This is a genomic window from Dictyobacter alpinus (assembly GCF_003967575.1).
Taxonomy (GTDB): Bacteria; Chloroflexota; Ktedonobacteria; order Ktedonobacterales; family Ktedonobacteraceae; genus Dictyobacter; species Dictyobacter alpinus.
Genome location: NZ_BIFT01000001.1, coordinates 2,375,513 through 2,392,167, shown reverse-complemented (window position 1 = coordinate 2,392,167; position 16,655 = coordinate 2,375,513). Strand labels below are relative to the sequence as shown.

At 48.9% G+C, this 16,655-nt stretch carries 10 protein-coding genes; 5 read left to right on the top strand and 5 right to left on the bottom strand.

Annotated elements, in window-relative coordinates:
* Window positions 1–321: 321 nt before the first annotated feature.
* Window positions 322–1,722, bottom strand: coding sequence for a helix-turn-helix transcriptional regulator (locus EL633_RS09490; protein ID WP_126626948.1), 1,401 nt, complete (start codon window positions 1,720–1,722; stop codon window positions 322–324).
* Between the two features lie 206 nt (window positions 1,723–1,928).
* Between EL633_RS09490 and EL633_RS09485 the strand changes: the two genes are divergently transcribed.
* On the top strand, window positions 1,929–2,483 hold the full coding sequence (locus EL633_RS09485; protein WP_126626947.1) for a PadR family transcriptional regulator: 555 nt from the start codon (window positions 1,929–1,931) through the stop codon (window positions 2,481–2,483).
* A gap of 29 nt (window positions 2,484–2,512) precedes the next feature.
* Here the strand turns inward: EL633_RS09485 and EL633_RS09480 are convergent, their stop codons facing one another.
* Window positions 2,513–3,214 carry a SprT family zinc-dependent metalloprotease gene (locus EL633_RS09480; protein ID WP_126626946.1) on the bottom strand — a complete coding sequence of 234 codons (702 nt, stop codon included), beginning with the start codon at window positions 3,212–3,214 and terminating at the stop codon, window positions 2,513–2,515.
* 318 nt (window positions 3,215–3,532) lie between these two features.
* On the opposite strand from EL633_RS09480, the gene EL633_RS09475 reads away from it, so the two are divergent.
* Both EL633_RS09475 and murJ read left to right on the top strand, forming a co-directional pair.
* A complete protein-coding gene (locus EL633_RS09475) occupies window positions 3,533–4,018 on the top strand; it encodes a hypothetical protein (protein ID WP_126626945.1) in 486 nt (161 codons plus the stop codon).
* A gap of 194 nt (window positions 4,019–4,212) precedes the next feature.
* Complete coding sequence (gene murJ, locus EL633_RS09470) at window positions 4,213–6,438, top strand: murein biosynthesis integral membrane protein MurJ (RefSeq protein ID WP_126626944.1); 2,226 nt, start codon at window positions 4,213–4,215, stop codon at window positions 6,436–6,438.
* A gap of 53 nt (window positions 6,439–6,491) precedes the next feature.
* Here murJ and EL633_RS09465 read toward each other — a convergent pair whose 3' ends face one another.
* Together EL633_RS09465 and EL633_RS09460 are read right to left on the bottom strand one after the other, a co-directional pair.
* Window positions 6,492–10,409: an AAA family ATPase gene (locus EL633_RS09465; RefSeq protein WP_126626943.1), complete on the bottom strand. Its 3,918-nt coding sequence runs from the start codon at window positions 10,407–10,409 to the stop codon at window positions 6,492–6,494.
* A 47-nt stretch (window positions 10,410–10,456) separates the two neighbouring features.
* A complete protein-coding gene (locus EL633_RS09460; protein WP_161982059.1) occupies window positions 10,457–11,749 on the bottom strand; it encodes a metallophosphoesterase family protein in 1,293 nt (430 codons plus the stop codon).
* A gap of 482 nt (window positions 11,750–12,231) precedes the next feature.
* Between EL633_RS09460 and EL633_RS09455 the strand changes: the two genes are divergently transcribed.
* Window positions 12,232–12,852 (top strand): HD-GYP domain-containing protein, encoded by a 621-nt coding sequence (locus tag EL633_RS09455; RefSeq protein ID WP_161982058.1) that lies wholly within the window; start codon window positions 12,232–12,234, stop codon window positions 12,850–12,852.
* 99 nt (window positions 12,853–12,951) lie between these two features.
* Here the strand turns inward: EL633_RS09455 and EL633_RS09450 are convergent, their stop codons facing one another.
* Complete coding sequence (locus EL633_RS09450) at window positions 12,952–13,860, bottom strand: ABC transporter substrate-binding protein (protein ID WP_126626940.1); 909 nt, start codon at window positions 13,858–13,860, stop codon at window positions 12,952–12,954.
* A 347-nt stretch (window positions 13,861–14,207) separates the two neighbouring features.
* Between EL633_RS09450 and EL633_RS09445 the strand changes: the two genes are divergently transcribed.
* Window positions 14,208–16,646, top strand: a complete 2,439-nt coding sequence (locus tag EL633_RS09445) for an amylo-alpha-1,6-glucosidase (RefSeq protein WP_126626939.1) — start codon at window positions 14,208–14,210, stop codon at window positions 16,644–16,646.
* Window positions 16,647–16,655: the final 9 nt, after the last annotated feature.

Sequence of the window (16,655 nt, the reverse complement as noted above, 5' to 3'; positions counted from 1 at the left end):
TCGAACAACCATATCATGGTAAGTAAAAAAGTATGGTAACTCCAGCATGCCAGGGCTACCATACTTTTTTTGTAGGATACTAAAACAATAACCTGAATATAATGATCCTCTATCCTATAACAGCTACTTAACCAACGCCATGTGCAAGTTTTATCCCTCACACCTCGCGCCTACGGCGCTCGCTTGTTTTGAGGAGGAACATGGCGAGGCGGTCGCGACCGCCTCGCCATGTTCCTCCTCAAAAGAGTGGGTATGTGGCAAACTTGCAAAGAGTGGGTATGTGGCAAACTTGCACATAGCGTTAACCAGTAAAATATTATTTTATGACGTACTGACAAGGCCTTGATCCAGGGCTTTACTTAATGCCTCGGTGCGCCCTGAGACGCCTAGTTTCTGATAGATATTGGCCAGATGAAAATTCACTGTTCGCTCACTGACAAACAGGCGGGCGGCAATCTCTTTATTACGCAGGCCACGTGCCAGCAAGCGTAATACCTCCAACTCACGTGTAGTCAACGTCTCATAGGGCGCATTCCCACGGCCCTGACGGCCAAAACGAGAGAGCAGGCGTCCAGCTAACTGAGGCTGAACCAGTACCTCACCACGAGCCACCATATGCACAGCCTGAGCCAGATCATCTGGAGCAATATCCTTCAACACATAGCCATCCGCCCCCATGCGCAACGACTCATACAGATACTCCTCACGATCCTGAGTGGCCAATAGCAAAACCCTGGTATTGAGATTCAACTGCTTGATCTGCCGCAAAGCCTCCAGACTCTGACCATTTGGCAACTGGGTATCCATCAAAACCACTTGTGGACCCAATTCAAGCGTCTCACTGACCGCCTGTACACCGTCTACCGCCTCTCCAATCACCGACAGACCAGGATAAGCCTCAAGCAAGCGATGTAGACCGGCACGTGTCACCGCCAGCGCATCCACCAGTAAAATCGTCACCTTCTGATCAGTCGCATCGGTAGCAGCATCAGAGACCGCTACAGACGCAACAGGAGAAGACACAGAGGGCAGTAAAGAAGAATGATAAGGGAGAAGCGCACGTATGCGTACACCCCGCTCCTCCAGCAACGTGATCTCAAGAGAGCCACCCAGATGTTCCAGGCGAGAACGCAAATCTCTTAGCACAGGAGTCAAAGTTGTATCAGCTGGAGCCGGCACAAAATCAAAAGGAGGAGCCGGCGTATCGGTAGCAGCATCCTGTTCAGAACGACCATCAAGAATACCATCGTCCTCCAGGCTCATCTGCACATCATCCTGGCGATAATTAAAGGTAAAGCGCAACCTTCGAGCATCCTTATGCTGTGACACTTGATAAAGCGCTTCACGCGCCAATAGATAGAGCAACCGTTCAGCCTCAGGCGACAGAGTACGATCAGGGCTACGCGGCTCCTCATCATCACCAGAGAAAGAAATACGGCTCGCCAGTTTCAACTGCTCAGCCGTCTCCTCTACCGCGCGAGAAAGAGCCTCAGACAGCGATACACCATCCAACTCAGGAATAGGCACCTCCTCAAGGGCCGCCCGAGAAATCGTCAAAGCCTCAAAGGCCAATGCTTCCACATCAGAAATACTTGAGCGCACAGCCGCAAGATCAAGCACATCATCTTGCTTATCAGAATGGACCAATAATTGAAGAGCGTGTAACTCAATAAGTAAAGCGCTCAATGTATGTACAAGTTGTTCATGAGGATAGGTACTCATGCAGCAGCCTCTCTTTACAAAACACAAGGTCAGTGCACCAGCGCAGGTAAATCTATAGTATATCTATCTACGTCAGCGTTATTATACCTTCATAAACTGTATCTAGGTGAAATATATTTCCTGAAACGGGATGGTTAAGATTGCTTGAATAGGATTGGTGCTCTATAATGGTGATGTTTTAAACGGCTAATTAAGGGAATGGATATATGCAAATCAGCGAACCGGCAGAATATGTAATTTTAGGACTTCTCAATACGCAGCCAATGCATGGGTATGAGATGTTTCAGTTAATTGAGAGTGGAACATTAGGGCAGATTATCCATCTTGAGATGAGCCAGATGTATGCTTTCCTGAAGAAATTAGAACGACTCAACTACATTGAGGCGAAGATCGAGCCACAGGGAACCCGTCCGCCACGTAAAATTTTTCAGCTGACCCCCCAGGGACACGACATCTTCTTACAATGGGCCGTGGAACCGGTTGAGAAGCCAAGGGATATACGCATACTTTTCTTGATTAAACTCTATTTTGTGCAGCGCCTACAACCTGCAAAAATGGGTCCACTACTAGAACAACAGATTACTGCCTGTATGCAATTTTTACAACACCTGAAAAGCAAGCAGCAAATCCCCATCCTTCACAGTGCTGACGCCCAATTCTTCGATAACATAGTCCTGAGCAGCCGTATCCACCAGACACAGGCGCTACTGGAATGGTTACACGAATTACAGCTTGAGGTAAAAGGCACTCCATCAAACTAATTCAGGTCAGGAAGCCAGCAAGTAACGCATCAAGATTTTGCCGCAGAACCACCAGACATAGAAATCAACGACAAACTAAAGCGTGGATTATAGACCTTATCGCAACTACTACAGGAGACCGCCTGAGAATAGCGGCGGGTACGAGGATATTCTTTACCACAACCGGGACACTGATACACATAGCGAATCGGCCGGCGCTCCCGACGTACAGCCTCACGTTTAACACTCTCCTCATGCAACAAAGCCCGTAAATCCTCTACAGCATAACCAGTGATAGCCGCCTCATCGGTCGCGATAGAATCGTACCCATGATGACGATGACGGCGAGGATTACCCTGGATCCGATCCGACAAGTGAATCAATTCATGTGCAACCGTCACCTCTATCGATTTAGCCTGCAACGCAGCATCAATAAAAATAAGATGGCGATGGTGCGCAGAGCCATCTACAAAGGGCTGTCGACGAGACTGCGCCAGAGAAGCAGGAATATAACAATAACAGCCCAGAGCCATCGTATTCAGCCGCTTCCCCGTCCAACGTTTATACTCCTGCCGATCCTGAGTAAGCGCCAGAAGTGACAACTCAGGCAAAGGCAATTCCAACCTGGACCAATAATGCAACAACCAATGCTCAAGTACAACTTGATCACCATGAATAACAGGTCCATCCTGAATCGAAGGAGGAGCCGGAAAGGCTGCATGAGAACGGGAAGAACGACGCGTTATAGCCATAAGAGCCCTACTTACTCCTAACAAAAAAAAATTATCTAGCGAGCAGCGCAGATACGAGTCCGCTCGATAAAGCAAAAAAATTGGTAATTATGCAGCAAGGGGTGCCGCAACACATATGAGCAACGAAGCTCATCCCAGACAAGTCGCACTAACAGTATATCAAGCAAAAAACGTGAATGCAAGTGAAGGGAAAATAGAGCCAAACTCTAAAAAAATCCTTTCAATTGCAATCATATGGCTTGACACCTCTACTCAACAGGGGTAAGATGAGAACTAGATTTTTACACAAACCTCCCGTACCCGCAAGGAGGGGTCTATATGTCATCGCAGATCTGCATAAAGACAGACAAATCACTACAACAACTGGCGACGGAGATACGCGACCTCTTATCGCTACCCCCATTCACGCTTGATTCTTTTACCGAAGAGCCCTACTGTCAATTTGAAATGCTTGGCATGCTAGTACTCATTCGAAAATCTGCCGAAGAAGATCGAGATCCGGAAGTTAGAGACTACGAATATGGCTTTGATATACAAATGTCATTTACAGAACATGAATTAGACACAGACACAATTGAATACAATTTACAGCCATACTATGCCCAATTGCTTGCCTTTCGACTTGGTATAGAAACTGCTTGTTATGAAAAAAAGAAAATTGGACAACACTGGCAAATACGTTATTGTTATTACAGCAAAAACGAGAAATGGGATGGCACCCGATTATTTGGAGAACCAGGCTGGACCGCCGCGGTAGCCACCGGCACACCGAGTGCCTGGCGTTCAATCCATTCAAACTTCTAACCATTCAACCAAACCCAATACTTTTAAAAGTCCAATAGGGCTATAGTAAAGGAATATACTAGCAGGAAGCTCATAGATATGCTATGCTTACCGACAGGCGTTTCTACGAAACCAACGATACACCTATGATATTTCATATTAATAGCGTCTAGAGCTTTCCATGCATTGCTAAAGACATAGAAGCAGAAGAATAAATGGAAAACGAACGACAGCCTGCTTCATTGCCTGCCAATGGAGACACCAGTCAGGAAAAAAACGCTGGCTGGTCGCAAGTGCAAAGAACAAAACCAGAGTTCCCACACAACGAAAACTCACCACCCAAGCAGCCAGTAACCACTCCATCCAATGAACCAGAAGACCCGGTAACCCAAAACCAGGGTTCCATGCCATCCACTTATCAGGAATCCATTCAAGACATGGGAACCTCATTAGGCTATGGGCAAGGGATGGAATACCAGTATTCCGATGTGCCACAACCATCGCAACCAATGGCCCAATTGCGCATGGAAAAATTCCAGCGGCAACGATATCAGCAGACGCGCAACCAACTACAAAGCAAGACAGAGATCACACATTCATTCAAAAAACCCAACATTCCCCGCACAACCACGCCGCTATACTCATTGATGCCTGTGCAAGAAGCCATCTCTCATACCTCACTGGCCGAAGAAAGCGTAGACCTCGCAGAGATCAAGCCAGATACGGGGGTAATGAGAAGAATTCGCGTCGGGCAGGCGACATTTATTCTCAGTGGCTCATTTATCGCCAGCCGCGTACTCGGATTAGTAAAGACCAGCCTGACCGCCTATATACTGGGGGCGACCATCTTCTCAGACGCCTTCTACCAGGCCTTTACCATACCCGACACCATCTTCAACATTGTAGCGGGAGGAGCCCTCAGTTCAGCCTTTATTCCCGTCTTCACCCACTACATGAACAAAAACAAAGATGAGAAGACCGCCTGGCATGTAGCCAATGCATCGCTAACATTAGCAACCATGGTGATGGTCATCATAGCCATCTTTGCCGCCATCTTTGCCGATAAAATCGTCCCACTCTATAATCCGCCCACCACACCCGAGAGAGCCGCTACCATCCCAGTTATCGTCACCCTGGTACGTATAATGCTCCTACAATCAATCATCCTGGGGGCGGGCTCAATCACCAACGCGGTACTTAATGCCCGGCAAAATTTTTTCCTTCCGGCCATCGGCACAGTGCTCTATAACGCAGGATCAATCATTGGACTCATACCAGGACTTATTCTTAAGGCCACCGGACATGGAAATCCAGAATTTGCCGTCTACTCTGCCAGCGTCGGAATTATCGTAGGAGCACTTATTCAGGTGGGTATCCAGGTGCCAGGCTTAGCTAAAGTAGGCATGCACTTCAAGCCCACAGCCGACTGGAGGCACCCGGCCGTTATCCAGATAGGCCGACAGATGCTACCACGCATCTTTAACGCCGCCATGCTCTCCTCATCGGTCTTTGTTGACGGTTTCTTGATTGGCCAACTGGGATTAGCCACCACTGACAACGAGCTGATCAACGGACTAAAAACCGAATCCTTCCAGGCAATGCAGCTTATGCAATTACCATTAGGGGTATTCGGCATGGCCCTGGCCACAGCCACCTTCCCAACCCTGGCCGAATACGTCACCCGGGGAAGAATGGATAAAGTGCGAGGCCTGATCCTGGAAACGCTACGCGGCATCCTTTTCCTATCAATTCCCTCTTGCCTGGGCCTAATGCTACTGGGATTACCCATTGTACAATCGCTCCTGGCCCATGGAAGCTACATCACCGACAACCTGGGACACTTTACCCTGGCGAAAGCCGACGCCACCGTCCTGGCCCTGAACATGTTCGCCATCGGCCTACCAGCCTTTGCAACCATCGAGATTCTGACACGCTCATTCTATGCCATGAGAGACAGCAAGACACCTGTCATCATCAGTGTAGGACAATTCATCCTCAAGATAGCCCTGAGTATTATCCTTATCACCCCATTTACCAACTTTGGAGGGGTCGTATGGGGTATGAGTTCACTGGCCTTATCGACAACTATCGCCAGCATACTGGAAGCCATAGCTCTATTCATCCTGCTACATCGCAGGGTTAAAGGACTCACCGAGAAATCCCTGAGCATCTTTACCATGCGGGTACTGGCCGCAACCGCAGGCATGAGTGTAGCAGTCTTCGTGGTACGTGCCTTGCTGGATACAGCCCTGAACACAACCGATACCCAACGCTTTATCTTCATGGGCACCGCTGGAATCGGCCTGGCAATTCTCAAATTGGGCATTGAACTTATTAGCGGATCAATCATCTACCTGCGCCTGGCCCGCCTCTTCGGTATAGAAGAGATGGGACCGATCAGACGCCTGCTTGATCGCTTCAAATTATCCTGGATCCTCTAAAAAAAAAGTCCTCCTACAAAGTGGTAGGAGGACCCGCGAAACAAAACGATAGATTATTTCTTTTGTGGTGGTAGCTTAATCGCAGCGATAGCAACCGTTGCCCCATTCTCATCATCATCGTCATCAAAAGCCTCATCATCAAAATCCTCTGAATCAGCAGGCGTCAACTCAGGGGCAGGGGTAGAAGGCACCGAATCAGAAGCAAGGCCCGGAACCACAGACTCCGCCGCCACAATCGGCAAATTACTCTCAACCATCAGCCCATTATCCATATACAGATGATAAGGGAACATCGCAGGATCAAAAGCGCTACTGTGGGAGAGGAGAATAATCTGCTCAAAGTGCTGGCTCAGGATATCGCCAGTAACCACATCAACCAGGGCCTGGGCACGGCCACGATCAAAGGAGCTAAGAGGCTCATCCAGCAGTACAAATCCCGGGGCAGCATTTAAGTCAGCAGGTAATGTCGCAATCGCAAAAGCCAGCCTTAGAGCGAGCGAGAGCAGATCCGAAGCGCCGCCCGATAGCACCGACGTAGGCACATACGCACCAGCCGCTGAATCCCAGACCTGAATCTGGAAAGCGCCGCCATCATCCAGATCAGTACTTAAATGTACATCTTGATAGCGCCCACCAGTCAACAAAGGCAAAATCTGCTGCATATAATACTGGGTACGGGGCTCAATCTTGCCCAGCAGGCGTTGCTCAACCTCCTCAAGCAAGCGATGGCCATGCTTCTTAATCTGATAAGAACGCTCCTCCTGCTCCATCTGTGAACGAGTCTGTTCCAGATCAAGGGTCGTCCCAACCACATCCAGTTTCTGAGCAAGATTCTGCTCCTGCTGTAGAAGATCCTGTAACTCCTGTTCATGAAGCCCCGCCTCATTTTCGAGACGATCACGATCCTCAACCGCATATTCTGAGAGCAATGGCCAGAGATCAATTAGAGTGGAGCGAGCATAGGTAGCTGGCGTCTCAAAATCGTGTGCCGCCAACAGATTCGCAATAGAAGCCTGATCGCCACGAATCTCCTGCTGACAAAGCTGAATCTTCGCCTGAGACGCATTCTCCTGATCGCGTAGAGACTCCAACTCCTGCAAGATCCCCTCTTCATTCGCCTCATGCAACTCCTTCTGACAGCGCGTACGCAAAGCCACCAGAGCCTCAGCAAAAGGATTCAGAGGAACAATCCAGCTACCCAGAGTATTACTAAACTTGGCCAGTTGCTTATAATGTTCAGATAAGGAGGCCTGCCGCTCATGAAGTAGCTCGGTATAATGAGCGTGGCGCTCCTGGAGCATAATCTTATTACCAAGAGTGATATGCAATTCTTCCAGAGCCTTGCGGGCCGAGGTCTCAGCCGAGCCAACAGCCGACTGTCCAAACGCTACCCCCAGCGGCTTTACACGCTGGCGCAAAGAATCCTGCAACGACTGAAGGGCGCTACGCAAAGCCAGTTGCTGCTCACGCGCACGTTCGATCAGTTGAGAGGGATCATTTTGCTGATAGCGCGCATTGCGCTCCTCAAGTTGGCGCCGCCGGTCAGCCAACGCATCCAGAGCATCCTGATGAATCTTTGACTGTTTAGCAAGCTCATTCACCATATCCAGCTTACCATCGAGAGAGACGATCTCATGTTCAGTAGCTTTGATGGTGCTATCAACCAGCATTTCAAGCTCAGGAACACCTGTAGTATCTTCTTCTAACGACACAGGACTCAAAGGACCGGAAAGGAAGGATGGCTGAGAAGGAGGCACAGAACTCTTTTGGATACGAGCATTGATGCTCGCCATCGGCAGATTCTCCTGAGCAGCCAGCAGGGTAAGCTCCTGATGCATCAGTTCAACAGCAACCTGATCGTTCTGTAGATTTTCCTCAATATTATCCCACTGCTCTTGAGCACGCAGTGCCTCTAAACGTGCCCGCTCCTGACGTAAAGCCTTCACAGCCTCCTGTGCCTTCTGGGTACGACTACGAGCCGCATGTACCTCATTCGCACTGCCTTGCATCTTCTGCTGAGCATCATTCAAATCACCCTGATCGCGTGTACGATCCAGGAACAACTGAGCCTCCTCAAGAGAGGGAGGAACAGAGCCACCCAGAGAGACAATCTCATTCTCTACCGCATGCAATGCGTCCTCACTACCAGCCCTGCGGAAAGCAGCCTCGCGCGCCGTGATCATCGTGCCGACGCGACTAATGGCCTCATGTTCTTGAGTCCTTAAAGTATGTTCCTGCGCCCGATATTGGCGGAAGCGCTGAAAACACAGATAGGCAGGAATAGCTGTCAGCAAAGCAAGGATCAGAACAATCACACCCAGGAGAACATTGCTACCAAACAGTAAAAGAGCAATAAATAGCAGGACAATACCAGCGGCGATGCTACCCGCCATTAACACCATAAACTTGTTGGCAGTATTACGTGCCTGGATAGCCTGTTGCGTCACTGTCCCCTGTTGCTGGCGAGCCTGATACACATGCTGCTCGGCTTGAGCCAGACCCTGAGCTAATCCTTTTAAGCGGTGCCACTCTTCTACCTGACGACGAATCTGCAACTGTCGCCAGGAATATTCCTGGCCATCGGCCTGCTGCTGTAAACGCTTCTCTTCTTGCTCGATCAGCTCGTATTCCTGCTCGGCATCATTCAAGTCCTGAATAGCCTTGCGCAGTTGCAGGGTATTCTCCTCAGCCAGAGATTGGCCAGAGACACGACGCGTATAATTATCTTCAAGTTGTCCAAGGTGGGCCAGGCGTTCGGCCAGGAACTGCATACGCTGCAGACGGTCCTCCAGTTGAGGACGTATCGAGCGGCGGCGTTCCTCCAATTCCTGCCAACTTTGCTGCGTATTAGCCAGACGGGAACGTGTTTGAGAGATCTGCTCATCCAAAGCCCGCAGATCTTGCTGCAGCTCAGTATGGATTTTCAAATCCTGCTCTAGATCCTTAATAGAATCTACCGCCGTCAGCAAATCGTTCGACATCCGCTGTAATGTGCCAAAGGAGCGCGTCAATTCAGCCAGATCGCTCACACGCTTCTCAGCCTTAGGAAGTTCCTCACGCTCGCGGCCCTCCAGATCAGCAATGCGTTGATCTAACAGAGGTAACTCACGACGAGCCTCAGCAATATCATCATAAGAACTAATAATTTCCGAAAGGGTCGCATCAGCTTTCTTTAACTGCGAAACACGTCCCTGTCGGCTCTTCAGTTCAATGCGTTGAGCATCAATGCGATCAAGAGCCTGTTCAAGTTCATTAATATCCTGCTCTTGTTGATCGATATCAGCCAGATACTCATTGGTCTGAACCGCATCAAGAGCCACATCAAGCTGCGAAAGCTGTGAGCGAAGCTGTGGAATACGAGCCTGGACCTCTGCCAGAGAGAGACGCTCAGAATAGTTATTGAGGCGCTCCTCATCCTCAGGCCGCACCTGGAATTGTTCAGAAAGGGTGGTCAATGTATCCAGGCCCAGCAGATTGCGAACCGTGTTCTCGCGGGCAGAACCAGAAATCGACTCCAGACGCGTCAATCCCTTCTGCTCAATCAAGCCTGAATCGCGTAACGTCTCACCATGTAGATTACCTAATTCGCGAATGATACGCGCATTCGCCTCATCCAGATCAGTGACAAGCTCTTCATCAGACATGCCGAGAGAACGAATTGACAGAACCACAGACTGACCATGGCCACGCTCAATTGTGCGGACAATGGTCAACTCGGTCGCGCCAGCCGAAACGATCAGGGTAACCACAGCACTTGTGGAACCATAAAGGATCAGATCATCCAAAGAGCGCTGGCCACGGCGAGAAGCAAGGGGTTCGCCATACAATGCAAAATAAATACTTTCGATGAGTGCCGACTTCCCAGCTTCGTTTGGACCTTGAATCAAAATACTACCACGCTGCGGGAAGTGCAGGTTCATAGAGCGCAAGAGCCTGAATCGCTCAATTGTTAAATGCTTTAGAATTATCATGGATCTACTCCGTTCGCCAGTGCCAGACTAGCGGGCTCAAATCGCAGCTACTGCCGACTTTTCATCTCATCTAGCGCCAACAATAATTCCTCTTTCGTGAAGTGCAACGCATTCTGCTCAGACTCATCATGCGCGGACGCAATCCATTCATCGGCCAGAGCGCTCAACTCATCGCGAAGAGAAAGGCGTTCATCCGCTCCTGTAGAGCCAGAAACATCCTCATTCAAGACAGAAAGGGCGCTATCATCGATAGCCAGGGCAAAACAATGCTCCTCACCATAGCGGCGTATTTGATTTAAATCCAACTGATGATAAGCGCTACGCGTCAACTCACCCTGGAGACGCAAGAGAATCATAGCATCATCACGACAAAGAGGACGCAAACGCTCCAATATAATCTCAGTTGGAGATGAAGCCAGATCCTCAGACCAGAGTTCTGATGTGGAAATCACCAGATGATGCATAGAAAGTGAATCCACACTAATATGATTACACCAACGCACGCCGTCTGCGGCCAGTCCCAGAAAAACAAAACCGGGTGCATGATCAGGAGCACTAAAATCGATATATTGGGTAGCGCCAGCCACCACAACCTCAGTCTGGTCGATATGCAACTGGCTATAGCTATGATGATAGCCGGCCAACACATAAGGGAAGATCGTCTGTTTACGCAGACTATTCTGCGTCACCACAGCGCGTGTATCCAAAAGGGACGTGCCGGTGGTAAGCCCTTCAATAGGAGCATGGAGGACCAGAAGAGGAATCGCAGCCCGCTCAATCTCCAGTTGGACCCGTAAATCAGCCAGTGGATCACCAACCTGACCAGGCAATACTCCCAGGCCACAGACCCCCACAGTCGTACCGCGAACATCAACCATCACCGGCTCAAGCTGCTGCGACTCATCGCGCCGGGTTGGAGAAAGATAATTAAGAGCTCCCAGCCGGGCATAGCTCATCTGAGGAGCTGGAGTCGTATCACCCAGCAAAGATTGGGCCGCCGTGGGAGTATCATGTACCCCACCAAGCGCAAAAGACTGAACACCAGCCTGTTTCAACTGAGCCAGGCGTTCCGCCACAAAACTGCGGTCCCGCTCATCTGGCATCGTTGTATCAAAAAGGTCGCCCGCCTGAATAAATAAATCGACCCCCTGGACAATCGCAAAATCTGTAGCTTGTTGAAAGGCATGGCGTAACCGCTGCTGCCGCTCCTCACGTTTACGAGGATGCTGGCCAAAGCCAGTATAGCCGAGATGATTATCAGCAGTCAGCACCACCGTAACGACACCCTCGCGTTGCTGATGAGAGTCAGGGGTTGCAACCGGTTCCTGGTCATGTTTCAAAATAATATCTCCCGAGCAATGGCTTCCGTCTCTATAAACGAACGCTTATTGATGCTAATACTCTTTTCTCAAGGTGAGTCTATCACAAAAGCAGGTGATTAAAAACGAATCATGATAGTAAGAGGGACTATTTGGGGAATAAAGGGACACATACAAAGTAATACAAAAGTACTTATTATCCCCATGACATGGACAGTATCAAAAATGAAATATTAATATGATAGCAACCCACCCGAACAGACAGAAAAAAAAGGAATAAAATAAGGCAATCATCAAAACACGTTTAACGACCCGGACGTCGCTGAATGATAGCCAATTGGTATTATTATCCTTTCCATTAGAGCCATTTATTCGTATTTGTTAGTGGTAGTAAAAAAAGTTCCTACCATATTGCAACAGACATGTGGGAGAGCAGAGTGGTGGCAGTAAAATATTTGACACATTTAGAGAGAGACAAAGAAACAAGAAAAGTGCTCCTCTCATTGGCGCAAAGCATTCAAGAGCGCGACATCGTCACCTACGAACACTCGCGTCGAGTAGCTGTGTATGCTCAGAGACTGGCCCGTTACCTCGGCTGGAGCCGTAGAGAAGCCAGAGACCTGGCGTTAGCAGCCCTCGTACACGATTTAGGGAAAACCTGGATAGGAAACGACATCCTGAACAAATCAGCGGCCCTATCTACCGAAGAACGACGAAAAATGGAGCGCCATCCAGTTACAGGAGCGCGAATCTTAATCGGCTATGAAGTACACCCTTTTTATGTAGAAGCGGTGCTCTATCATCATGAGTCCTGGAACGGACAAGGTTATCCCGCAAAACTTAAAGGTGAAGAGATTCCACTCAGTGCCAGAATCTTAACGGTTGCAGACGTCTATGACGTACTAACCTCACAGCGTCCATATAAAGCGCCGCTGAGCATAAATGAAGCCAAGGAGCGGCTCATGGCAGGAGCAGGAACTAATTTTGATCCTACTATCGTGCAGGCCTTTGTGCACCTGATAGATGTCACACCAGATTTTACCTTATCGCAACACGTCTGTGGAATTACCCTCAAAGATATCCAGCAGCCAACATTTTATAATATGTTTATCACCGGCTCTTAAGCGCACAGGTATCGGGCCGATAACCTCCAATAACAAACAAAGACTGGTCTTTTTTCTATCAGACCAGCCTTTGTCATGCTGTACATATTCTCTCGCGATTTAATTTGATGGGACATTAGAATTAGCAGGAACCATCACATCGCCGCTATATAGCCCCCACTTCTTAATCAGCGCATGATAGGTCCCATCCTTCTCCAGGGACTGCAAGGCCTGCTGGACAGCAGATAACATAACAGCATCATCTTTACGCACCACAATCCCCTCCATTGTAGGGCCAATCATATCGCCAGCCAGTTCTAAAGCGGTGGGATGAAGCTTGATCGCATAATCAGCCACCGAGGCATCTTCATAGGCCGCAACCACCTGCTTGTTTTGCAGCAACTGGACAGCAGCCGAATACTGTTTAACCACCTGTACTTTAATAGCTGGCTTACCATCACGGTGGCAAGCATCGGTCATACTCAGGAGCTCATGCCACTCAAACGTCATATCCTTCACCGCCGCCGACAAACCACAGAGATCATGAAGTGTATGAATATGCGAAGGATTACCCTGGGCCACCAGTAAAGTCTTCCCCCCCCGAAAATACGGAACAAAATCTGCCTTACGCTGCGCCTCAGGGGTAATACCCACCGCAGAAATAACCACATCAAAATGCCTGGCAGTCAGGCCATCGATCAGTGACTGAAAATCATAAGAGACCACATGAACCTGGAGATGCATCTTCTGAGCAACCGCAGTAATCAAATCAACATCAAAGCCCACTGGCTGCTGGGTATAAGGATCTAAAAATTCCTGAGGAGCATAATTCGTATAACTCCCAACAGTCAGTACCTGTGAAGTCATAACATGTGGTGCCTCAGCTTGAGAAGGTGATGGCGTAGAAGCCAGCCGCTGAGATCCCATACCTCCATCACATCCCGCCAAAAAAATCAGGCACAGCCAGCCAGAGAGGAAGACATACAGCCACCGATAGCGCCGACCGCCCCCCCAAAAAGGAAATACCATGAGAAATAAAAACTCCTCTCACTACACACACAAGTGTGGCAACCACAATATTCTCATCCTTTATACAACCCTACCAGATGCGCACCAAACGATGCCTACGTCTATTCTGTAATTACGTTATACGAACGCTTCATATCACACCGACAGGAGTTTATGTACAGAAGGTAGCAGGAATTTTTCGCTTACTAATAAAATACCGGAAAAATGCCTTGTCTGATACTGTTTCTCAGAGGGTGGTATGATACACTATTAAGTGACTGGATATAAACCCACAACCAAAAAACACGACAATACCGCTGTCCATTCGTAGTCGCGAAATTTACATTGAGGGGCCTGGAGGGTCTAGCATGACCATCAGCTTTGATCGCAGCACCTGTTGTGATCTCAACGAAACCATCTCTCGTGAATGGCTCGTCACAAATGGTCTGGGAGGATATGCAGCAGGGACAGTTGCAGGGGTGCTTACACGTATACAGCATGGACTGCTGGTAGCAATACCGCCACGTGCCACAAAACCCCAACTTTTGCTGGCAAAAATTGACGAAGAAGTCACATTTGATCAGCGTACATATTACCTGGGCACCAACGAATACAGGGATGGAACCTTCAATCCATCTGGATTTGTCCATATTGAGGCCTTCCGACTAGAAAATGGCTTCCCTGTCTTCACCTATCGGCTAGGTGGTATAGATGGAATGATCCTGGAGAAGCGCATCTGGATGGCACAAAATTACAACACAACCTACATCCAGTACCGTGTCATAAAACCAGACAGACTCACCCAATCAGCTCACAAAGTAAATTCCAGCGTAAGGTCCTCCACAAATAATAATGGACGCTCAAGCTCTATAGCTGAACAGGCCAGACCAGAGCCAATGATCCTGACCCTCTTACCACTGGCAACCTATCGTCCTTTTGATCTTCCACAGCGCGGCAACACCAGTCCACCCTTCCATATTCAAGTTCATGGAACAGAAAACCAGGCATCTGGGAATGAAAAAGACAGCCAGCTCAAACTACCCGCAGGCATAGCTGGTAGCAGCATCTTCATAGAAAACAACCCCAGTCCCTATCATCTCCTGGCCATCGGACAACCAGAGATGCAAGCTACATTCATACCAACAGGCGTCTGGTACTGGAATTTTTTGAGGCGCTGTGACACAGTAGCAGGACAGCCAGATACCGATGACCTTTACCTACCAGGAGTCATACGTGCCGCACTTTATCCAGACAGCGACGCCGTCCTTACAATAGTAGTTAGCGCAGAAGAACTAAGCAGTCAGCTCTATCAGCAAGAAACAATTTCCCTCCTCTATAAGAAGGAAATAGAACGACGGCAAAGCAATCTAGAAAGAGCACTGAAACCACAACAAGCCATTATAGGACAATCCGATAGTGAGCAGGATCAACAGTTGCATCTACTGCCACTTACAACCACATCAGATCCATACGCAGGAGGACAAAACTACCTCCAGCAGCTACTTAATGCCAGTGAATACTTTGTTGCCCATTATAGCCAGTCCACAGAGACGAAAGAACCAGGAAGAGAAAATCGTCCAACCTTTCGTAACAGCATTCCCAGGCCGAAAGCACCTGATAAATTACAGCTGATCGCCAACTACTTCGCATTGGAAAACAAGACACGAGACGCGCTGATCGCCATGCCAGGAGTGCTACTTGTTACCGAACGTTATCAGGAGGCCCAGAATTACCTTCAGGACCTGGCCAACTACTTTATAGGTGGCATTCTCCCCGACCGACTCCCAACCGCCCACCAGCCACTGACTGATCATGATTATAGTAGCGCAGATATCACCCTCTGGTATTTCTACGCGCTGGATCACTATATAAAAGTGACACAGCACTATGAATTTCTCGAAGAGCTGTTTCCGCGTCTAGCAGAAAGCATCAACTGCTACATACAAGGAACACACAACGGGATCCAGTTAGATACCGCAGACGGACTCTTAAGAGCCGAAAAGACAGGAAAAGCCCTGACCTGGATGAACGAATACCATAATGGAAAGCCAGTCACGCCGCGATCTGGCAAACCGGTAGAACTCAACGCCCTCTGGTATTACGCACTCGTGCTCATGCAAGGCTGGTCCGAACGGCTGGGTTACATTGGACACATTGGTTATAGCGCCAGCATCTATCAACAACATGCCAATCGCTGTAAACACAACTTCCAGCAACGCTATTGGAATCCTGACCACTACCACCTTTACGACGTCATAGACGGTCCAGAAGGAGACGACGCCAGTTTACGCGTCAACCAGCTTTTCGCCATTGCACTCCCACACGCCGTTCTGGAACAGCCCTATCGTCAACACGTCTTTGAAGCCATCACCCAGCATCTGGTAACTCCCTATGGGCTACGCACCCTCGCTCCAAAGGAAGCAGGCTATCAAGGTCACCTGGAAATAGACATCAAACAACCTGCAAAGCAGCACCAATCCTTACACCAGGGGAGTAGTTGGGTCTGGCTCATAGGACCATATATAGACGCAATGCTCTCCCAATGGGGAGAGCCAGGAAATGAGCAAGATAGCCAGGTCTTCAAGGAATATCTGTGGCGTAAAGGCATGCAATTGTTAGAACCACTACAGGATCGATTTACAGTAGGTTTATTAGGAACCTGTGAAAATGTCTTTGATGGAGACTCCCCCCAACATCCAAGTCCTCAAGCAGCAGGCCTGCTCAGCTCAGCAGAATTACTACGTAGCTACAACAAGCTTGTACAGATGCGCATAGAACACACAGAAAGACTACTACTGAGCCAATAAAAGACACAG